The following is a 19,098-nucleotide window of genomic DNA, read 5'->3' as shown; positions in this document are numbered from 1 at the left end:
CGTTCAGGCAAACACCGTTTCCTGCTCTTCCGTCGCCTCGCCGGTCTGTACCCGCCACTGGGCGGCGTAGAGGCCGTCCTCGGCCAGCAGCTCGGCGTGGCGGCCCTGCTCGGCGATGCGGCCCTGATCGACCACCACTATGTTGTCGGCATGGACGATGGTGGACAGCCGGTGGGCTATCATGATTACGGTGCGGCCGTGGGCAATCTGGCGCAACGAGCGCTGGATGGCGGCCTCGGTCTCGTTGTCCACCGCGCTGGTGGCTTCATCCAGGATCAGCACCGGCGGCTCCTTGAGCAGGGCCCGGGCCAGGGACAACCGCTGGCGCTGGCCGCCGGACAGCCGCACGCCCCGCTCGCCCACCGGGGTATCCAGCCCCTGGGGCAGCCGCTCGATAAATTCCCAGGCTTCCGCCACCCGGGCGGCGGCGATCACCTCCGCCTCGCTCGCCTCGGGGCGGCCGTAGGCGATGTTGTCGCGGATGCTGCCTTCGAACAGGAACACCTCCTGGCTCACCAGGCCGATATTGCGGCGCAGGGCCTGCATCTCCAGCCGCGCTATCGGTTGGCCGTCCAGGTAGATGGCGCCCTGGTCCGGCTGGTAAAAGCGCAGCAAGAGCTTTACCAGGGTGGACTTGCCGGAGCCGGTGGCCCCCACCAGGGCCAGGGTGGTGCCGGCGGGCACGGTCAGGTCAATGTCGTTCACCCCCACCCGGCTGGAGGGATAATGGAAGCCCAGTCCTTCAAAACGCACCTCCCCTCTCACCGGCTCGGCCAGGGGTTCGCCGCCGTCCTGCACCTGTACCGGGGCACCCAGTAAATCCAGGATGCGACGGGTACTGGCCATGGCCCGCTCGAACAGGTCGATTACCTGGGCCAGGCCGGTGAGCGGCCACAGCAGCCGCTGGGTGAGGAACACCAGCACCCCGTAGGCGCCCACGTTGAGCGAGCCGTCCAGGGTCTTGAGGCCGCCGAGGATAAAGGTGGCCAGAAAGCCCACCAGTATCGCCATGCGGATGATGGGGATAAAAGCCGAGCTGATGCGGATGGCCTTGCGGTTGGCTTCCACATAGGCCTCGCTGCTCTGGCGCAGCCGCTCGGCCTCGCGGGCCTCGGCGGTAAAGCTCTTGATGGTGGCGATGCCGCCCAGGTTATTGGACAGCCGCCCGGCCAGATCGCCCACCTTTTCACGCACCTCGGCGTACACGGGGCCGGCCTTGCGCTGGAAGTAGAAGGCGCCCCAGATGATGAGGGGGATGGGGGTGAAGGCCAGCAGGGCAATCTGCGGCGACAGCACCATGAACACGGCCCCCACCGCCACTACTGTGACAAACACCTGGATCAGGCTGTTGGCGCCGCCGTCGAGGAAGCGCTCCAGCTGGTTGACATCGTCGTTCATGATGGACACCAGTTGGCCCGAGCTCTTGGACTCGAAAAAGCCCATATCCAGCCGCTGCACGTGCTCGTAGGCATCCTGACGCAGATCCGATTGCAACCGCTGGGCCAGGTTGCGCCACAGGATCTGGTAAAGGTACTCGAACAGCGACTCGCCGGCCCAGATAACGAAGGTGAGCACACCCAGCATCAGGATCTGCTCCTTGGGGGTGACGAAGCCGAGCCGGGCCACGAAGCTCTGCTCCTGGTTAACCACCACGTCGATGGCGATACCGATCAGGATCTCGGGCGCGATATCGAACAGTTTGTTGAGGATGGAGCAGGCAGTGGCGGCGATGATGCGGCGGCGATAGCCCCGGGCATAGCGCAACAGGCGCCATAGCGCCTGAAAGCTGGACGAGCTGGACATGAACAGGCTCCGAACAGGAAACGAAGAAAGACGCTAGCCTACCGGATCAACCGCTCACATCAAAGCGAATCATTCTCATTGCACTGGCCGCTTTCGGCCCATATCCGGATCAGTTGGTCCAGTTCCAGCCCGGCGGGATATTCCCCGGCGGCCAGGTACTTGTAGCCGGTATTGACCCCATATTCGGAAATGCCCAGGGCCTTTACCAACTCGAAGTGCCGTTCGTAGGCAAAGAGGTAGCCGGTGTCTCCCGAAGGATGGCGCAGTATGCGCTCGATTGCGTCCGTATGGGGGCTGCCGAAGGCCTCCGCCAGCCGTTCGGCGTTGCCGCCCTGGGGGCCGATGGGCTCGGCATCCGGGTCCGGCTCGAACAGCTCGGGTGCCGAATTGTACTGATCCACCACCCAGCCTCGCTGGCACAGGGCCAGCAACAGGATGTCGTCGTCATGGTTGAGCGCTACCAGCACGGGAACTCCCAGCTCGCTCGACAGCCGGCAACCGAGCGCCAGCACCACCTCCGGATCCTGGGACTCGGCCGCTTCGTCCAGCACCACCACCGATCCCTTGTGGGGCGGGGTAACGAAGGCATTGCGTCCCCCCATGGCGGCTGCCACCGCCTCGGCATCGGCGCAGCCCAGGGTATGGCTGACATAAAAACTTTCCATCTTGCGGCTCCGCTAGCTGATTGATCACGCCTTCTTTCAACATAGTCCGGAAACAACACCGAAGATGGATTCGAACAAAAGCGAAACCCCGATTTGTGCCAACGGCGGAACTGTAAGCCTGATGCAACAGTTAGAAAGGGATAATTAACCTTTATAAATCAACATGATAAAAAAATTACCTGCTGTAGTGTCAAGCAGCCTTAACACTTGACGACACCCCCATCACCGCCAGTAAATGAAAAACCTTTCTTAATGAACAAGTTAGAGATATGGCACAAAGCTTGACTGTAATAGCTTAGGCATTGCCCGCGCCGGTCTCTTTATCGACCGAGGAATGGAGCTGCCTGAAAGAATGTCCGTATCCCATTTTTGGAGATAAGACAATGAACACCTTACTGAAAACCTCGGCCCTGGCCGCCACCATGGCGCTGGTTCTGGGGGGAGCCGCGCCGGCCCAGGCCGCCAAGGTCGTTAAAAACCTTGAGCTGCCGGCTACCATGGAACTGACCATCGAAGGCGATTGTAGCAATAGTCCTGGCCCCAACATTACCCTTGGCCCCGTTATTACTCTGCACAATGTGCCCATCACCGTCTTATTCAGCGGTGGTAACGGCAACCACACCGCCGAAGTCGAGGAAAGCGTCGATCTGGTACTGGAATTGGCCGGAGAAATCGTATTGCCGAAGCAGCCGGTTTTTGGGGGAGCAACGGGGAACCCTGATGTGTCGGTGTATGTTAACGGCGCCTTACTGTTTGGCCCGATAAAATGTAAAAAGCTTTAGTCTTGCCGAGAAACCAAAAATAAAGAGCCCGAGGGCCCTTTATGTCTGGAGAGTGAGGGACACACCTTGTTTACTGGTCACAGCCAGATTGGCCTTCTTATTTCACCCAAATAGGGTTGGAGTAGGCGCGGTTGCCCTGTTTGTCTTCCACTATCCATTGCATCCAGGTGCGGTTGGGGGGCACCGGCACGCCGGTACGGAACCACTTGGCACCGTTTATGCTCCAGCCGGCCACCTGCTTGCCGTCCAGCCAGACTTCGGCCCTGGCCAGGCCGACCTCTGAGCGGAATTCCACCTGGGTTTCGCTGTAGGGCGCGGCTTCGCCACCGAAATTGGTGGTAACCGGATAGATTTCGGGACCGAAGCTGACGAAGCTGTGGCCCTTGGCGGCGGCGGTGGCGAAGTCGCCGCTGAGCCGCCCCTTGGGAGTATAGGCATAGAGCTTGGCGCTTCTCTGGCGGGCGTCCTTCAGCAGGGGGCTGGCGCTCAGGTAGACCCGTTCACCTCGGTCCCAACGCTGGCGCATTACCGACAGGTAGGAGTCGAAGTTGCTGGCCGCGGGGTTCAGTTCAAACAGCCCCAGGCTGGCCTGGTCGCTGGCGATGGTGTACATCTCCTTGTCGGACAGCAGGCTGCCGAGGGAGCCCGCGCTCAGCCAGGCGGTAAATTCGCCGGCCTGCCCCGGCTGGTGCGCACGGCGCAGATCGTCGGTTTCATACAGCTCGCCCAGATGATTCTGGGGTTGGGCCGCGGTCCAGTGACTCTGCACCATGCGCGACATCTCGTTGTAACTGGGGCCCGGCTGTACCGGCTCGTTGCGCTGCAGGCGATAGCCGGCAAACAGGGTTTCCTTGACCGGGCCTTGCAGCCGGGTACTGAGCTTGATGCCGGGGTAGTCGCGACTTACCTCGTAACGGCTCAGCAGGGTATGGCCGTTCCATTGACGCTTAAGGTCGATAACCAGCCGCTCCGGGGTGTGCTCGGTAATGGTGAGCGCTTCCAGGCTGAGTACCCCTTCCCCGGGCACGAAGTCGAGGGACTGGATGCGATCCTTGCCGAAGGCGTCGTTTTCCACCAGGGCCAGATCCACCAAGGCACCCTGGCTGGCCGGGGAGATGGCGAAGGTGAAGTGCGGTGTGCGCACCGTGATGTCCTCGGCCCCACGGGCGTTACCGCCGGCGATCGGGGTAGGGCCTCGGACGAGTTCGATCCCGGCGGGCAGCGAGCCCTGCCTGGTGGAGTTGAACGAACAGGCGGTAAGCAGCATGGCAGCCAGCAGTGGCAGGCCGGATTTGTAAAAGCGCATGTTTTAGGAACCCTGATAAAGGAACAACGACGGGCAAGAATTCTGACAGTTCTTTGCCAGAACTCAAGCGCTTCCGGTGGCGACAACCGTGCCGACCGGAACCCGGTGACCCCGGCCGCGACGAAAGAAGTCGTTCAGGGCTCCTCCTGATCCAGCCAGGCCCTGGCGTCATCCAGCCTCTCGAAGTATTGCACCTGGCTGCTCAACATGAACCAGTCGACCACCATGGCCATCAGTTTTTCCTTGAGATCCACCCCCACTATCGCCAGCTTGCTGAAGTCGTCACCATGCTTGCGGGTAAACTGGATGTCTTCCCAGAATGCCCTGGCCTCCCAGCCGCTGAAGTCGATCATGTCCACCAGCGCCTTGATCCTGGGACTATCCATGGTGGCCAGGGTCTGCTCGAGTTGCTGCTCCATCTCCCTGAAGTCGTCGTAGGCGATATCCCCGTAAATCTTGATGGTGAGATACAGGGTGTGCTCGTCCTGCTTTTGCATCTCGACGGCCATCCCGTGTGCTTCCAACATAACGTGTCCTCCTTCGGTGATTGCGATCAGCCCTAAGTATGGACCCGGCCCCCGGTTATGGTGCTCCCCGGCGGCAAAAAGCGGCTTCAGGCTTGATCCCGTCCGCTTTTCGTCTTGCCTGCGACGGCGATTGCAGGCAGCCTTGGCATCTCGCCCATATTGGAGTCTGTACCCATGCGTACCCTGAAGCCTGTTCTGCTCCTGGCTGCCGTGCTGGCCCTCGGCTACGGCGTGGCCGCCCCCTGGATCACCGTCTACCAGATCCGCGAGGCGGCCGACCACCGTGACGGCCGGGCCCTGGCCGAACACGTGGAATTCGACAGCGTGCGCCAGAGCCTGAAGGATCAGTTGAACGCGCGCATGTTGCGCGAGTTGGGCGACGATCTCCGGCAGAATCCCCTGGCCGCCCTGGGCGCCGCCTTCGCCAACGTGGTGGTGGACGGCCTGGTGGAGACCTATGTGACCCCGGCCGGCATAGAGCAACTGATGCGGGGCGAAACCCCGGCCCCGGGCATTCCCCGCAGCGATCCGCCGCCCACCGGGAACGGCGGCGGCCCCGGCGAGTCCAAAACCGAACGCCGCAAGCCCTTTTCCGACGCCTCCATGGGCTATCGCTCGCTCAGCCACTTCGTGGTCACCATGACCGATGAGAGCGGCAAGCAGGCCGAGTTCATCCTGAGCCGCCGTGGACTGGGCTGGAAGCTGACCGCCATAGTGCTGCCCCTGGACTGAAGCCTAGTCCCGCCGCCAGTGCTGCTTGAGGCGCCGGCTCATTTCCCCGGGTTCGTCGGCGAAGAGCGCCTGCCCCTCTTGCAGGGCCTGCCGGCGCAGCTGGTCACGCCGCTCGCCGATAAGCGCCAGCGCAGGCCCTGTCGCTCCCGCCAGGGCGGCGTCATGGCGCAGCAGGATCCCGGCCAGCATGTCCAGATCGTGCTCATCCCCCAGGCGCTCCCCCAGCGCCTTGAGCCGCAGCGCCCTGGGCTGCAGCCAGTCCGGTGCCAGTGGCTGCAGCAGCCGCAGCTGGTAGCCATGGTATTTCACCCACTTGCGCCACTGGTGCCAAGGCTCGGCCGGCTCCCTGCCTAGCAGCAGCCAGGCCGGCTCCCGGGCCTGCTGGTAGACGGTGCGAAAGCCGGCCCCCAGGGTACGAAAGCGCGGCTCGAACGGCGGCCACCGGGCAACCCGCTGCCGCCCATCCAGCAGGGCCGTTGCCGCCTGGCGGAGCAGCTTGCCCGGCTTTTTCACCTTGGCCACCGGCAGCAGGGGCTGCAGCCGGCCGGTCAGCTCGGCCAGTTCCGGATGTTGCCGCCCCAGTAGTTCCAGAACCTGGCGCTGTACCACCGCATCGCGCAGGGGAGAGAGGCTACGGGCGATATCCCGGAAATAGCGGTCGCAGGGACGGAATTTGCGCCCGAGGGGGAGCTCGATCAGGCGCAGCAGGGCCCGCAACTTCTTGATGCCCTTGCGTGCCTCATGCACCGCTTCGTCCTGTTCGCGCTCACCTTGCAAGCCGGCGGCGGCCTGTTCCAGCAGGGCGCAGGCATGGGCGCGCAGGCTCTGGTCCAGGGACTGTTGCAGGTCCGGTTCAAAACCCATGGAAGTGGCTCCGTGTGCAGGCTTGGCCCGTTCGGAGGCTAAGTGTAGCTCAGCCCATCCGCTTCGGGGTCTGATACCAGAGTTGCTCGCCTCTGCCCGCCTGCAACTCGCTCCAGCCGACAATCGCCAGCCGCATGTGCAGCACGGCGCAGGTAGGGAACTTGTCGCCCGGCCCGCCGCACAACATCCTGCTCAGTTCGCCCAGGCCGGGCATATGGCCCACCAGCAGCAGATGGCCAACATTTCCGGGCAGCCCCCGCAACAGTCCCATGATCCTGGTCCCGGAAGCCTCGTAGAGCCCGGCGTCGAATACCATGCCGCCCTCGGGATAGCCGAAGGCAGCGGCGAACGCCAGTGCCGTGTCCCGGGTGCGCCGCGCCGGACTGCACAGCAGCAGATCCACCGGCGGCAACCGGGCCGCGGCGAACGGCGCCATCACCGGCAGATCCTTGAGGCCGCGTGCGCCCAAGGGCCGATCGAGGTCGGCCAGGGTCGGGTCGTCCCAGCTCGACTTGGCATGGCGCACCAGGGTCAACCGCTTCATTTACCCTCCACCCTGACCAGCCGTTTTTCCAGCGCCAACACCAGGAAGACCGCCAGGCCAATCCCTATGGTCAACAGCACGTGGCCCGCCGCCAGGGGCCGGGTCCCGAACCAGAATTGCATGATGGGCGTGTAGGTGAAGAAGAGTTGCAACGCCAGCACCACGCTTACCGCCAGCAGGGCCGGCCTCAGGCTGCGTAACCCGGTCCAGGCCGGGCTCTCGCTGTACAGGTGACGCACGCTGAACAGGTACCAGACCTCCATGGCCACCAGGGTGTTCACCGCCAGGGTGCGGGCATAGCCGACCTCGTGGCCGGCGGCCAGGGACCACTGGAAGACCCCGAAAATGCCGATGGTGAACAGGGTCGACACCAGCAGTATGCGCCAGATCAGGAAACGGGACAGTATGGGGGCGCAGGGGTCCCGGGGAGGACGGCGCATCACCCCGGGCTCGCTGGCTTCGAAGGCCAGGGCCAGGGCCAGGCCGATGGAGCTGACCATGTTCACCCAGAGGATTTGCAACGGCTCTATGGGCAGGGTCAGCGCCAGCAGCAGGGCCAGTATGATGGACAGGGATTCGCCGCCGTTGACCGGCAGCAGGAAGACGATGGCTTTTTTCAGGTTGTCGTACACGGTGCGCCCTTCGTGCACCGCCCGGGTGATGGTGGCGAAGTTGTCGTCGGTCAGCACCATCTCGCTGGCCTCCTTGGCCGCCTCGGTGCCGCCCTGGCCCATGGCCACTCCCACGTCGGCCCGCTTGAGCGCCGGGGCATCGTTGACGCCGTCGCCGGTCATGGCCACCACGGCACCCCGCTCCTGCAGCGCCTGCACCAGGCGCAGCTTGTGCTCCGGCGTGGTGCGGGCGAACACGTTCACCTCCGTTACCCGCTCGCACAGCTCGGCGTCGCTCAGCTGTTCCAGCTCCCTTCCGGTCAGTACCTCGTCGTTGTTGTGCAACCCCAGCCGGGCGGCGATGGCCGCGGCGGTGATGCCGTGATCGCCGGTGATCATCTTGACCTGGATGCCCGCACGGTGGCACTCGGCCACCGCCGCTATCGCCTCTTCCCGGGGCGGGTCCATCAGCCCCACCAGGCCGAGCAATTGCAGGCCCCGTTCCAGTTGTTCATGCCGCAGCTCGCCTTCGGCCTCGGCGGCCGTTAGCGTCCTGGTGGCAAAGCCCAGCACCCGCTGGCCGCCGGCGGCGATCTCTTCCATTTCTCGCTGCCAGCGGCCCTGCTCCAGGGGCTGGCCGCCATGCTCTTCCCGGCATAGCGTCAGCAGCACGTCCGGCGCCCCCTTCACCAGCAGGAAAGCGGTGCCGTCCTCCCGGCGGTGGCAACTGGCCATATATTTGTAGCGGGAGTCGAAGGGAATCTCCCCGCGACGGGGGTAATGCTGCTGTTGTTCGGCCGGATCCAGCCCCCCCTTGAGCGCCAGGGTCAGCAGGGCGCCTTCCATCGGATCCCCCTCCACTTGCCAGCCCTGCGCAACCCGCAGCAGGCGGCTGTCGTTGCACAGCACGCAGGCCTGCAGCAGGGGCGCCAAGGCGCGGGAAGGAGATTCGACGCCGTCGAGCCGGTGAAGATCGCCCTCGGGTGCATAGCCGCTGCCCTCCACCCGGTAGCGGTCGTCGGGCAGGGCCAGGCTGGCCACCATCATCTCGTTGCGGGTCAGGGTACCGGTCTTGTCGGAACAGATCACCGACACCGCGCCCAGGGTTTCCACCGCCGGCAAGCGGCGGATGATGGCCCGTCGCCGGGCCATGCGGGTCACGCCGATGGCCAGGGCCACGGTGAGGATGGTGGGCAGGCCTTCGGGAATGGCGGCCACCGCCAGGCTGACCACCGCCATAAACAGCATCTGGGGATCCTGCCCCCGCAGCAAGCCGAGCACGAACACCAGCACCGCCAGGCTCAGGATCACCAGGGTCAGGGTCTTGGCGAAACCGGCCATCTGCCGGATCAGGGGAGTGGTCAGCTCCTCCACCGTCGCCAGCAGCCGGTTGATCTTGCCGAGCTCGGTGCGGGCGCCGGTGGCCACCACCACCCCCATGCCCTGGCCCTGGGTGATCAGGGTACCGGAATAGAGCATGCCGCGCCTGTCCCCCAGGTCGGCGTCCTCCGCCACCGGCGCCTCATCCTTGGACACCGGCACCGACTCGCCGGTGAGGGCCGCCTCCTGGGCCTGCAGCCGGCTGACATTCAGCAGGCGGACATCCGCCGGCACTTTGTCGCCGGCGGTCAGCCAGACCCTGTCTCCGGGCACCAGCTCGCTGGCGTCGATCCGCCGCCGCTCGCCATCGCGGATCACCGTGGCCTTGGCCGACAGCATGGCGCGGATGGCCTGCAGTGCCTGTTCGGCCCGTCCTTCCTGGATATAACCGATGACACCGTTGACCAACACCACCGCCAGTATCACGCCGGTGTCGACCCAGTGCTGCATCAGCGCCGCCAGCACGGCGGCGCCCAGCAACACGTAGATCAGCAGGTTGTGGAACTGGCGCAGCAGCCGTCGCCACCAGGGCGTGGGCGCCACCCCGGGCAGTTGATTGGGCCCGAAACGGTGCAGCCGGGTTTCGGCCTCGGCCCGGCTCAGGCCCTGCTCGGGGCTGTCCAGTCCGGCCGCCACCGCCTCGCCGGGCTGGCTATGCCAGTTGGGGGGAAAAGAAGGGGAACTGTTGTTCGCGGACCCTCGGTTCATCGTTCACCTCTTGCTGCAGCGCACAATTCATTGTAGCTACTCTAGCAGTATAGTAATGACAAACCGTTGATATATCACAAGGACGATGGCGGCCGGGCCTGGAAGAACCCGGCCGTCCGAGGTCAGGCGACCCGCACCAGCCTGACCGGCACCGGCCGGCAAACGGTGTTGCACACCGGCGAATGCTGGCGGGCATAGCCCATCAGCTCTTCCAGCTCCCGGTCGCTGCAGTCGGCGTCCACCTTCATGCGGATGCTGATCTGCTCGTAACCGGCGGGCACGCCGTCATCCAGGCCCAGCAGGCCGTGCAGATCGATGTCTCCTTCCAGCTCGGTGGACAGACTCCGGATGCGGATGCCGCGGGCGGCCGCATGCAGCACCAGGGTGGTGGTCACGCAGCCGGCCAAGGCATGCAGCAGGTATTCCACCGGGTTGGCCCCCTCGTTGGCGCCCAGCAGCACCGGCGGCTCACCGTTGGTGAAGTGGAAGGGCTCGGCCCGGGACTCGTCCTCCTGGCCGGCGCCGTAAAAGTCCTGGATGCTGGAGCGGTTCTCCCCGCCGCTGATCCAGTGGTTGCGGGCCCGGAACTGGAAACGGGCCAGGCCCGGCTGCTGCTGGATAGCGGCGATGGTGGTCATCATCTGATCCTTGTCGAGACCGTTGATCATCTGGGTGTGAGTGTTCATGGCATTGCTCCTCGGGTGATGGTGGCTGGGCGATGGCTCTCGCCTCGTTTCTACCATCGCAAACCTTATGCCAGCCGTTGAGGAACAAAAATTTACTTTATAATCAGCTTATTGTTATTTATTCCGCCCACACCGCAGCTCCCGATATCTCGTGTTTCACGATAATTCGGATCGGGAAGCACGAGATCGGGGGAGGCATCAGCGAATGCCGAAGGCCTTGAGGCGGGAACTCAGGGTATTGGGATGTAACCCGAGCAGGGCGGCGGCGCCGTCGGGGCCGGCAATCTTGCCATGGCAACAGGCCAGGGCCCGTTCGAGGTTGGCCTTTTCCAGCGCCGCCAGTTCCGCCGCGGTAAGGATGGCAGGCTCGCCGGGCTCATGGAGCCAGGGTGCCGGCACCGTATCGGGCAGGGCCCGGTCCAGGGCCAGCCGACGGCCGTCCGGGCTGATGATCAGCGCCCGCTCCAGCACGTTTTCCAGCTCGCGTACGTTACCCGGCCAGGGGTAGCGGCGCAGGCGGCATTCGTCCTGTTCGCTCAGTTCCGGCTGGGGCAGGCCGTGGCGGCGGGCGAAACGTGCCAGCAGGGCCCGGGCCAGCAGCAGGATGTCGTCGCCCCGCTCACGCAGGGGTGGCACCCGCAGCGGAAACACGTTGAGCCGGTACCAGAGATCCTGGCGAAAGCTCCCCTCCGCCACCATGGCCGCCAGATCCCGGTGGCTGGCGGCGACAAGGCGCACGTCCACCTTTTCGGTGCGGCCGCCGCCCACCCGCTCGAACTCCCCTTCCTGCAGCACCCGCAGCAGCTTGGCCTGCAGATCCGGCGGCATCTCCCCCACTTCGTCGAGGAAGAGGGTGCCGCCGTCGGCCAGCTTGAAACGTCCCTCCCGCCGCTGCAGGGCGCCGGTGAAGGCACCCTTTTCATGGCCGAAAAACTCGTTCTCCTGCAGCCCTGGGGCGATGGCGGCGCAGTTGACCCGGACAAAGGGCATGGCGGCCCGCCCGCTCTGGCGATGGAGAGCACTGGCCACCAGTTCCTTGCCGGTGCCGGTTTCGCCGCTGATCAGCACCGTGGTGTCGAGCCCCGCCACCCGCCGCAGCTCCTCCCGCATCCGGCGCATGGGCGGGCTTTCGCCCAGGATTTCCGCCTCGCCCTGCAACCGGGCGATGTCCTCCCGCAACTGGCGGGCTTCTTCGGCCAGGGTGCGCAGCCGGGCCTCCCGCTCGGCCAGGGCCTGATCCCGCCACAGCCGAGCCAGTTCGGCCGAGGCCCGGGCGGTGAACAGTCGGAACACCGAAAGCAGGGCGGCACTGGCCGCCAGGGGCCTGTCGTCCAGCACCGCCAGGTGGCCGAGCACCACCCCGTTGGTGTCCAGCAGGGGCTGGCCCAAGTAGCTGACCGCGCCCAGGGACGGCAGATCCGGATCCCGGGGATAAAGCTCGATCACTCGCTCCGCCACCAGGGTCAATTCGCAGCGGGTGATCACCGGCTCGCAGGGGGTGCCGCCGATATCGTATGCGTAATCCTCGATATAATGGCCGTCAAACCAGAACGCCAGCGCCCGCAACCGGCGGCGGGCCGGCTGCCACTCGGTGACCCAGGCGCCTTTGACCCCGAGCATCAACGCCAGTTGCCGCACCAGTTGCTCGAAAAAAGCCTGGCCCGAGCTGTCGGCCAGGCCGCGAGCCAGGGCCTCGAGCAGCCGCTGGTCGAGGAAGGGACGATCGGTAACGGGCATGGGAAAACTCCGGTGGCGGGCACTTCCCCAAGTATAAGCGTAAGAGGGATTACAACTCCTCCAGCCGCCTGAGCAGCCGATCCAGGCCGTTGACCATGTCCCGGTATTCGGACGCCGACAGGCAGTCGATAAGGCTCGCCTCCCATTCCAGCACCCGGGGCACCATGCGCCGATACAGCTCCAGCCCCGCCGGGGTCAGGCCGACCAGGGCGGCTCGCTGATCTTCGGGCAGGGGGCTGCGCGCGATCAGCCCCTTTTCTTCCAGCCCCTGCAGACCGCGGGACACCTTGACCTTGTCCATGCAGGTGAACTCGGCCAGCTCCCGTGCGATGATCTTCTCCTTGTGCCCGATCGCGGCCAGCAGCCGCCACTCCGGCCGGCTGATGCCGAACTCCTCCCGGTAAAAAGCGGCCAGGCCGGCTCCCACCCGCTCCGACACCAGCATCAACTTGTAGGGAACGAAGTCATCCAGCACAAAATGCGTTTTTTTCTCTGCCATGCAACATCCTTTGGCAAGGGCTCAATATGGAAAACAGTGTAACTATTTTATTCCAACGATACGCAACGAAAAGCTCTCTTTCCCAAAAAAAACTCCTTTAATTTACTATATTTTAACAATGGCACTTGAAATATCCATCGTAGCCATGGATATTAGTAACAAATGCAACCAAATCATTTTCAGGGAGAGCAGACAGATGCGTAACTGGTTCCAATTTCCCATCCGCGAGGGTAACACCTCGCACCAGGCTCACTGCGACATGCCGGAGGGAACCTTCGAGCGGGAAATAGGCAAGGAGGGCTTCTTCGGCCCCGCCGCCCATATGTACCATACCCACGCCCCCACCGGCTGGAGTGACTGGGAAGGCCCCCTGCGACCCCGCGCCTTCGACACCAACCGGCTGGAACAGCCGGGTCACAGCCCCTGGGACGCCATCCCACTGCTGCACAACGCCAACGTCAAGGTACGCATCTGGAAAAGCGATCGATCCATGGATCACCTGGTACGCAACGGTGACGGCGACGAGTGCCTGTTCGTGCACCAGGGCCGGGGCTGGATCTACTGCGACTACGGCCGACTGGCCTTCAATGATGGCGACTACCTGATCCTGCCCCGTTCCACCACCTGGCGGCTGGAAATCGAAGAGCCGGTGACCCTGCTGATGATCGAGGCCAGCAACGGCTCCTACATGAACGCCGAACGCGGTCTGGTGGGCCAGCATGCGGTGTTCGATCCGGCGGTACTGGAATACCCGCGCATCGACGACGCCTTCAAGGCCCAGAGCGCCCAGCCCGGTGAATGGCAGGTACGGCTCAAGGCCCGGGACCAGATGAACCGAATCACCTTTCCCTTCAACCCGCTGGATGCCCAGGGCTGGAAGGGCGATCTCACCGTGTTCCGGCTCAACTGGCGCGATATCCGCCCGCTGATGAGCCACCGCTACCATCTGCCGCCCTCGGCCCACACCACCTTCGTGGCCAACGGCTTCGTGATCTGTACCTTCGTGCCCAGGCCCATAGAATCGGATCCGGGGGCGCTCAAGGTGCCCTTCTACCACAACAACGACGACTACGATGAGGTCATCTTCTACCACAAGGGCAACTTCTTCAGCCGGGACAATATCGACGCGGGCATGATCACCCTGCACCCCTGCGGCTTTACCCATGGCCCCCACCCCAAGGCCTTCGCCGCCGGCGCCAAACACGCCCGCACCGAGACCGACGAGGTGGCGGTGATGATCGATACCCGGCTGCCGCTGGACGTCGCCGCCCTGCCGGAGGGGGTGGAAAATCCGGATTATGTGAATTCCTGGCAGGTGAAAGGCTGATAGCGGGAAGCTGGAAGACATCTTACACAAGCTACTGACAGACTTGCAGAGTGGTTTGAGCAGGCAACATCTATGCCCGAGAGGAGGCCAAGGGAAGCCGCTCCGCCGACCGTTACATGCCAGGGATGGATGTGCCGAGCGTACAGGGAAGTATTTACAGCGCGTCGGCGGAGCCGGCCCTTTGGCCGACCTCATCGAAGTATTCAGACAACTTTGCCAACAAATTGAAGTTAAGGAGATTACTGTGAAACTAGCCTCTCTCAAACAGGGCCGCGACGGCCAGCTTATCGTGGTGTCCCGGGATCTGAGCCGGGCGGTAAAGGCCGGAGCCATCGCCTCCACCCTGCAGGCGGCCCTGGACAACTGGGCCGAGGCCGAGCCAAAACTGCAGGCCCTGTACCAGCAGTTGAACGAAGGTGCCTGCGCCGACAGCTTCGCCTTCGACGAAGCCGCCTGCGCCTCGCCCCTGCCCCGGGCCTACCAGTGGGCCGACGGCAGCGCCTACGTCAACCACGTGGAGCTGGTGCGCAAGGCCCGCGGCGCCGAGATGCCGGCCAGCTTCTGGACGGATCCGCTGATGTACCAGGGCGTGTCCGACGGCTTCATCGGCCCGCGCGAGGACATCCGCCTGGCGGACGAGGCCTGGGGGATCGATTTCGAGGGCGAGGTGGCGGTGATCACCGACGACGTGCCCATGGGCACCCCCGCCGAGCGGGCCGGCGACCATATCAGGCTGCTGATGCTGGTCAACGACGTCTCCTTGCGCAACCTGATCCCCCACGAGCTGGCCAAGGGCTTCGGCTTCTTCCAGTCCAAGCCCGCTTCCTCCTTCTCGCCGGTGGCGGTAACCCCTGACGAACTGGGCAGCTACTGGCGGGAGCACAAGGTCCACCGCCGGCTGCGGGTGCACCTCAACGACACCCTGTTCGGCGAGCCCGATGCCGGCACCGACATGACCTTCGACTTCGCCCAGTTGGTGGCCCACGTCAGCTTCAACCGCTCACTCTGCGCCGGCGCCATCATCGGTTCGGGCACCGTGTCCAACGTGGATCGCAGCACCGGCTCCTGCTGCCTGGCCGAGCGGCGCATGCTGGAGATCATCGAGCAGGGCGAGGCCAGCACCCCCTTTATGAAATTCGGCGACCGGGTGCGCATCGAGATGCTGGACGAGGCCGGCCATTCCATCTTCGGTGCCATCGATCAGCGGGTGGTGAAACATGAAGCTCTATGACTACGTCCGTTCCTCCGCCGCCTACCGGGTGCGGATAGCGCTGAACCTGAAAGGGGTGGCCTATGAGGCCATCCCCGTCAACCTGCTGGAAGGCCAGCAGCGTGGTGAGGACTACCGCGCCCTCAACCCCACCGGCCTGGTGCCCAGCCTGGACACCGGCGAGGGCCTGCTCGGCCAGTCCCTGGCCATCATCGAGTACCTGGACGAGCGCTTTCCCGAACCGCCGCTGCTGCCGGCCGGGGCCCTGGCCCGCGCCCGTGCCCGGGCCCTGGCCCTGCAGGTGGCCTGCGACATCCACCCGCTCAACAACCTGCGGGTACTGCAATATCTGGTGGGCGAATTCGGCATCGATGAACAGCAGAAGCTGGCCTGGTACCAGCACTGGCTGAAACAGGGCCTGGGCGCCCTGGAACAACAGCTGGCCGGCGTGGACGCGCCCTTCTGCTGCGGCGAAGCCCCGGGCCTGGCGGATCTCTGCCTGGTGCCCCAGCTCTACAACGCCCGCCGCTTCAAGCTGGATCTCGCGCCCTACCCGCGCCTGGTCGCCATCGACGAGGCCTGCAACCGGCTGGAGGCCTTCCAGCGGGCGCGGCCGGAGAGCCGGTAAGGTCCAGGCACTTATCAGGAGCTAGACTTCAATACCATCACCCTCTTGCTGATAAACAGGAATTCAGTATGGCCAACAAAATTTATCCCTCCGCCCAGGCGGCGTTGCAAGACATAGTCCGGGACGGGCAAACCATCGCGGTCGGCGGATTCGGCCTGTGCGGCATTCCCGAGGCCCTGATCGAGGCTCTGCAGCACAGCGGCGTCCGAGATCTGACCTGTATTTCCAATAACGCCGGCGTCGACGATTTCGGCCTGGGACTATTGCTGCAGAGTCGCCAGATCAAAAAGATGATTTCCTCCTATGTGGGGGAAAACAAGGAATTCGAACGCCAGTACCTCAGCGGCGAGCTGGAGCTGGAGTTCACCCCTCAGGGCACCCTGGCCGAGAAACTGCGCGCCGGCGGGGCCGGCATCCCCGCCTTCTACACCCGTACCGGCGTGGGCACCCTGATAGCGGAAGGCAAGGAAACCCGCGTGTTCGACGGCCAGGAATACCTGCTGGAACAGAGCCTGACTGGCGATATCGCCCTGGTCAAGGCATGGAAGGCCGACAAGGCCGGCAACCTGATGTTCCGCATGACCGCCCGCAACTTCAACCCCGAGGTGGCCACCGCCGGCCGTATTACCGTGGTGGAAGTGGAAGAACTGGTAGAAACCGGCGAACTGGATCCGGATCGAATCCATACCCCGGGCATCTATGTCCAACGCATCGTCGTCAACCCGACGCCGCAAAAACGCATCGAACAACGCACCACTCGCCCATAAGGGAGGCAAGCATGTCCTGGAACAGAGAACAAATGGCCGCCCGAGCCGCCCGTGAATTGCAAGACGGATACTACGTCAATCTGGGGATAGGCCTGCCCACCCTGGTGGCCAATTATATTCCCGACGGCCAGGAAGTCTGGTTGCAATCGGAAAACGGCCTGCTCGGCATAGGTCCCTTCCCGCGTGAGGAAGAAGTGGATGCGGATCTGATCAACGCCGGCAAGCAGACGGTCACCACCCTGCCCGGGTCGGCCTTCTTCTCCTCGGCCCAGTCCTTTGCCATGATCCGCGGCGGCCATGTAGACCTGGCCATTCTCGGTGCCATGCAGGTATCGGCCAAGGGGGATCTGGCCAACTGGATGATTCCCGGCAAGATGATCAAGGGCATGGGCGGCGCCATGGACCTGGTGGCCGGGGTACGCCGGGTTGTAGTATTGATGGAGCACACGGCCAAGTCGGGCGAACACAAGATAGTGTCCGAATGCAGCCTGCCGCTCACCGGCAAGGGCGTGGTCGACCGCATCATCACCGATCTGGCAATAATGGATGTGACCGAGGAAGGCCTGCAGGTACGGGAGCTGTCTCCGGGGGTGAGCTTCGAACAGTTGCAGCAGGCCACCGGCGTTCCCCTGCTGCCCATCGACAACCATCGCTGAGCCCGGACCGGGCCGGGGCATCCCAGCCCGGATCCTATTTCTCCTTTCCGGTCCCGGTTCCTGCTACCCTGTGCCTCCGGCAATACCGGCGCCGGCCGGACCCACACGGAGAACAACGATGCCCGCATCCGCGCCCCCCTGGCTGCCCGCCCTGACCGATGCGGTGGCCGCCATCCACACCCCGGCTTTTCCCCGGGCCCTGGTGGCCTTTATCAACACAGCGCTGCCCTTCGACTGCGCCCTGGTGCTGGGCTACAGCCGTAACCATAAGCCCATCTATCTCTATGACTCCCTCACCGAGCAACGCCAGGTGCTGTTCGAACACTACCTGCACCAGGCCTACCGGGAAGATCCCTTCTACCAGGCGGTGCAGACGGGAGTGGCGCCGGGGGTCTACCTGCTGTCCGAGCTGCTTCCCCGCTTCTTCACCAAGAGCGATTATTATCGGGGCTTCTACCAGAACACCGGCTGGCACGACGAGGTGGGCATCATCAGCCGGGTGAACGACGAGGTGACGGTGGTGTTTTCCCTCGGCCGCCTGGGCCGGCGGACCGCCATGGGCCAGGAGCAACTGGCCGCCTTGCGCCAGCTCGAGCCCCTGCTCCAGAATCTGTGCCTGCAGCACTGGGGCGCCCTCGCCGGCGAGCTATCGGCGGCTCCGCCGGAACAGGACGACGTGAAAGGCCGGATCGATCTCGCCTTCGCCAGCCTGGGCGGCAAGCTGCTGACCAAACGCGAGCGGGAGGTTCTGCGTCTGGTGCTGCTCGGCCACCGCTCCCGGGAAATCGGCGAACGCCTGGGCATCGGCGAAGGCACCGTCAAGAACCACCGCAAGCGTGCCTATGCCAAACTCGGCCTCGGCTCCCAGTCCGAGTTGTTCCTGCTGTTCCTGAACCACCTGATTACTCTGGACACGAAGTGAAATAAAAACTTCATACTCCCAGCCCCGATATTTTATTTCCCCCCAAGATGCCGGTGTTCCCGCACCGGCATATATGGCCACCTCACCAGAGCAAGGCGAAGATTCCTCCATCAACGGCTGGTCACGGATATCCGCAACCAGCGCGACTGGTCCAATAGTCCGCCTCCGATGTCAAATATTGCAACAACCTTTCTGCCTTCACCATCATTGATGGATCAAGGAAACGTTTGGTGACACTATATCGACAGTTTATCGAGAGCCGGAGCAAATAATGGTCTATCCTATTTTAGCGATATGGGCCGGCTTTTGTGCCCTGCAGGATGCCAACCAGAAGAAAATATCAAACTACCTGACACTGCCCGCCTGTCTTGTTGCCTTGGTTTGGCTGCTGTTCAATGGTACCACTCTGGTCGGTTCATCTTCCGGGCAAGCCATTACCGCAGCCATTATGACCCTGGCCATCACCTTGCCCGGATATGTACTGGGGAAGATGGGCGCCGGCGATGTAAAAATGCTGCTGGCCCTGTCACTGGCCACCGATCAGCGGTATCTGCTATGGACCATCGCATTGGCCGGTCTGGCTATGCTCGTGTGGGCGCTGGGTATCCATAGAGCCTGGCCTCGACTGCCGCCGCCGTTCAGAGCAAAAATCAACCGCCTTTCCCCGGAGAATATAAAAAGCCCCCCCTATGCTCCCTTTATATTCCTCGGCTTCATACTGTCACCCTGGCTGCTGAAGTAAGG

Annotated in this window: 19 protein-coding genes; 9 read left to right on the top strand and 10 right to left on the bottom strand. The window is 63.8% G+C overall.

Annotated elements, in window-relative coordinates:
* Window positions 1-3: 3 nt before the first annotated feature.
* Window positions 4-1,803: an ABC transporter ATP-binding protein gene (locus tag ACEVBK_RS04095; RefSeq protein WP_375057320.1), complete on the bottom strand. Its 1,800-nt coding sequence runs from the start codon at window positions 1,801-1,803 to the stop codon at window positions 4-6.
* Between the two features lie 59 nt (window positions 1,804-1,862).
* Entirely contained in the window at window positions 1,863-2,468 is a 606-nt protein-coding gene (locus ACEVBK_RS04090) for a hypothetical protein (RefSeq protein WP_375057319.1), read from the bottom strand.
* Window positions 2,469-2,851: 383 nt separating this feature from the next.
* Here ACEVBK_RS04090 and ACEVBK_RS04085 point away from each other — a divergent pair, with 383 nt between their 5' ends.
* Complete coding sequence (locus ACEVBK_RS04085) at window positions 2,852-3,250, top strand: hypothetical protein (protein ID WP_375057318.1); 399 nt, start codon at window positions 2,852-2,854, stop codon at window positions 3,248-3,250.
* A 97-nt stretch (window positions 3,251-3,347) separates the two neighbouring features.
* On the opposite strand, the gene ACEVBK_RS04080 is transcribed toward ACEVBK_RS04085, so the two are convergent.
* Window positions 3,348-4,556 carry a hypothetical protein gene (locus tag ACEVBK_RS04080; RefSeq protein ID WP_375057317.1) on the bottom strand — a complete coding sequence of 403 codons (1,209 nt, stop codon included), beginning with the start codon at window positions 4,554-4,556 and terminating at the stop codon, window positions 3,348-3,350.
* Window positions 4,557-4,690: 134 nt separating this feature from the next.
* A complete protein-coding gene (locus ACEVBK_RS04075; RefSeq protein WP_375057316.1) occupies window positions 4,691-5,083 on the bottom strand; it encodes an STAS/SEC14 domain-containing protein in 393 nt (130 codons plus the stop codon).
* Between the two features lie 174 nt (window positions 5,084-5,257).
* On the opposite strand from ACEVBK_RS04075, the gene ACEVBK_RS04070 reads away from it, so the two are divergent.
* Window positions 5,258-5,815 (top strand): DUF2939 domain-containing protein, encoded by a 558-nt coding sequence (locus tag ACEVBK_RS04070; protein WP_375057315.1) that lies wholly within the window; start codon window positions 5,258-5,260, stop codon window positions 5,813-5,815.
* Between the two features lie 3 nt (window positions 5,816-5,818).
* Here the strand turns inward: ACEVBK_RS04070 and ACEVBK_RS04065 are convergent, their stop codons facing one another.
* The 6 genes from ACEVBK_RS04065 to ACEVBK_RS04040 form a co-directional block, all read right to left on the bottom strand.
* Entirely contained in the window at window positions 5,819-6,679 is an 861-nt protein-coding gene (locus tag ACEVBK_RS04065; protein WP_375057314.1) for a CHAD domain-containing protein, read from the bottom strand.
* 49 nt (window positions 6,680-6,728) lie between these two features.
* Window positions 6,729-7,223 carry a histidine phosphatase family protein gene (locus tag ACEVBK_RS04060; RefSeq protein ID WP_375057313.1) on the bottom strand — a complete coding sequence of 165 codons (495 nt, stop codon included), beginning with the start codon at window positions 7,221-7,223 and terminating at the stop codon, window positions 6,729-6,731.
* Complete coding sequence (locus ACEVBK_RS04055) at window positions 7,220-9,922, bottom strand: cation-translocating P-type ATPase (RefSeq protein ID WP_375057312.1); 2,703 nt, start codon at window positions 9,920-9,922, stop codon at window positions 7,220-7,222. Before ACEVBK_RS04055 ends, ACEVBK_RS04060 begins: the two co-directional genes overlap by 4 nt.
* A 122-nt stretch (window positions 9,923-10,044) precedes the next feature.
* Window positions 10,045-10,608, bottom strand: coding sequence for an OsmC family protein (locus ACEVBK_RS04050; protein ID WP_375057311.1), 564 nt, complete (start codon window positions 10,606-10,608; stop codon window positions 10,045-10,047).
* 198 nt (window positions 10,609-10,806) lie between these two features.
* On the bottom strand, window positions 10,807-12,345 hold the full coding sequence (locus ACEVBK_RS04045) for a sigma-54 interaction domain-containing protein (RefSeq protein ID WP_375057310.1): 1,539 nt from the start codon (window positions 12,343-12,345) through the stop codon (window positions 10,807-10,809).
* A gap of 49 nt (window positions 12,346-12,394) precedes the next feature.
* Window positions 12,395-12,844 carry a MarR family winged helix-turn-helix transcriptional regulator gene (locus ACEVBK_RS04040; RefSeq protein WP_375057309.1) on the bottom strand — a complete coding sequence of 150 codons (450 nt, stop codon included), beginning with the start codon at window positions 12,842-12,844 and terminating at the stop codon, window positions 12,395-12,397.
* Window positions 12,845-13,040: 196 nt separating this feature from the next.
* Between ACEVBK_RS04040 and ACEVBK_RS04035 the strand changes: the two genes are divergently transcribed.
* The 7 genes from ACEVBK_RS04035 to ACEVBK_RS04005 all read left to right on the top strand — a co-directional run bounded on the left by ACEVBK_RS04035 (window position 13,041) and on the right by ACEVBK_RS04005 (window position 19,096).
* Window positions 13,041-14,171 carry a homogentisate 1,2-dioxygenase gene (locus tag ACEVBK_RS04035; protein WP_375057308.1) on the top strand — a complete coding sequence of 377 codons (1,131 nt, stop codon included), beginning with the start codon at window positions 13,041-13,043 and terminating at the stop codon, window positions 14,169-14,171.
* Window positions 14,172-14,415: 244 nt separating this feature from the next.
* The gene (locus tag ACEVBK_RS04030; RefSeq protein ID WP_375057307.1) at window positions 14,416-15,402 is read left to right on the top strand and encodes a fumarylacetoacetate hydrolase family protein; all 987 of its coding nucleotides are present in this window, start codon (window positions 14,416-14,418) and stop codon (window positions 15,400-15,402) included.
* Complete coding sequence (gene maiA / locus ACEVBK_RS04025) at window positions 15,389-16,009, top strand: maleylacetoacetate isomerase (protein ID WP_375057306.1); 621 nt, start codon at window positions 15,389-15,391, stop codon at window positions 16,007-16,009. The genes ACEVBK_RS04030 and maiA overlap by 14 nt, the downstream gene beginning before the upstream one ends.
* A gap of 68 nt (window positions 16,010-16,077) precedes the next feature.
* On the top strand, window positions 16,078-16,776 hold the full coding sequence (locus tag ACEVBK_RS04020; protein WP_375057305.1) for a CoA transferase subunit A: 699 nt from the start codon (window positions 16,078-16,080) through the stop codon (window positions 16,774-16,776).
* 11 nt (window positions 16,777-16,787) lie between these two features.
* Window positions 16,788-17,432, top strand: a complete 645-nt coding sequence (locus ACEVBK_RS04015) for a CoA transferase subunit B (protein ID WP_375057304.1) — start codon at window positions 16,788-16,790, stop codon at window positions 17,430-17,432.
* 118 nt (window positions 17,433-17,550) lie between these two features.
* Window positions 17,551-18,354, top strand: coding sequence for a LuxR C-terminal-related transcriptional regulator (locus tag ACEVBK_RS04010; protein ID WP_375057303.1), 804 nt, complete (start codon window positions 17,551-17,553; stop codon window positions 18,352-18,354).
* 271 nt (window positions 18,355-18,625) lie between these two features.
* A complete protein-coding gene (locus ACEVBK_RS04005; protein WP_375057302.1) occupies window positions 18,626-19,096 on the top strand; it encodes a prepilin peptidase in 471 nt (156 codons plus the stop codon).
* Window positions 19,097-19,098 lie beyond the last annotated feature (2 nt).

Origin of the sequence: Zobellella sp. DQSA1 (assembly GCF_041950555.1) — a bacterium.
Taxonomy (GTDB): domain Bacteria; phylum Pseudomonadota; class Gammaproteobacteria; order Enterobacterales; family Aeromonadaceae; genus Oceanimonas.
The sequence above is the reverse complement of the archived record's forward strand: the minus strand, read 5'-3'. Positions and strand labels throughout refer to the sequence as shown.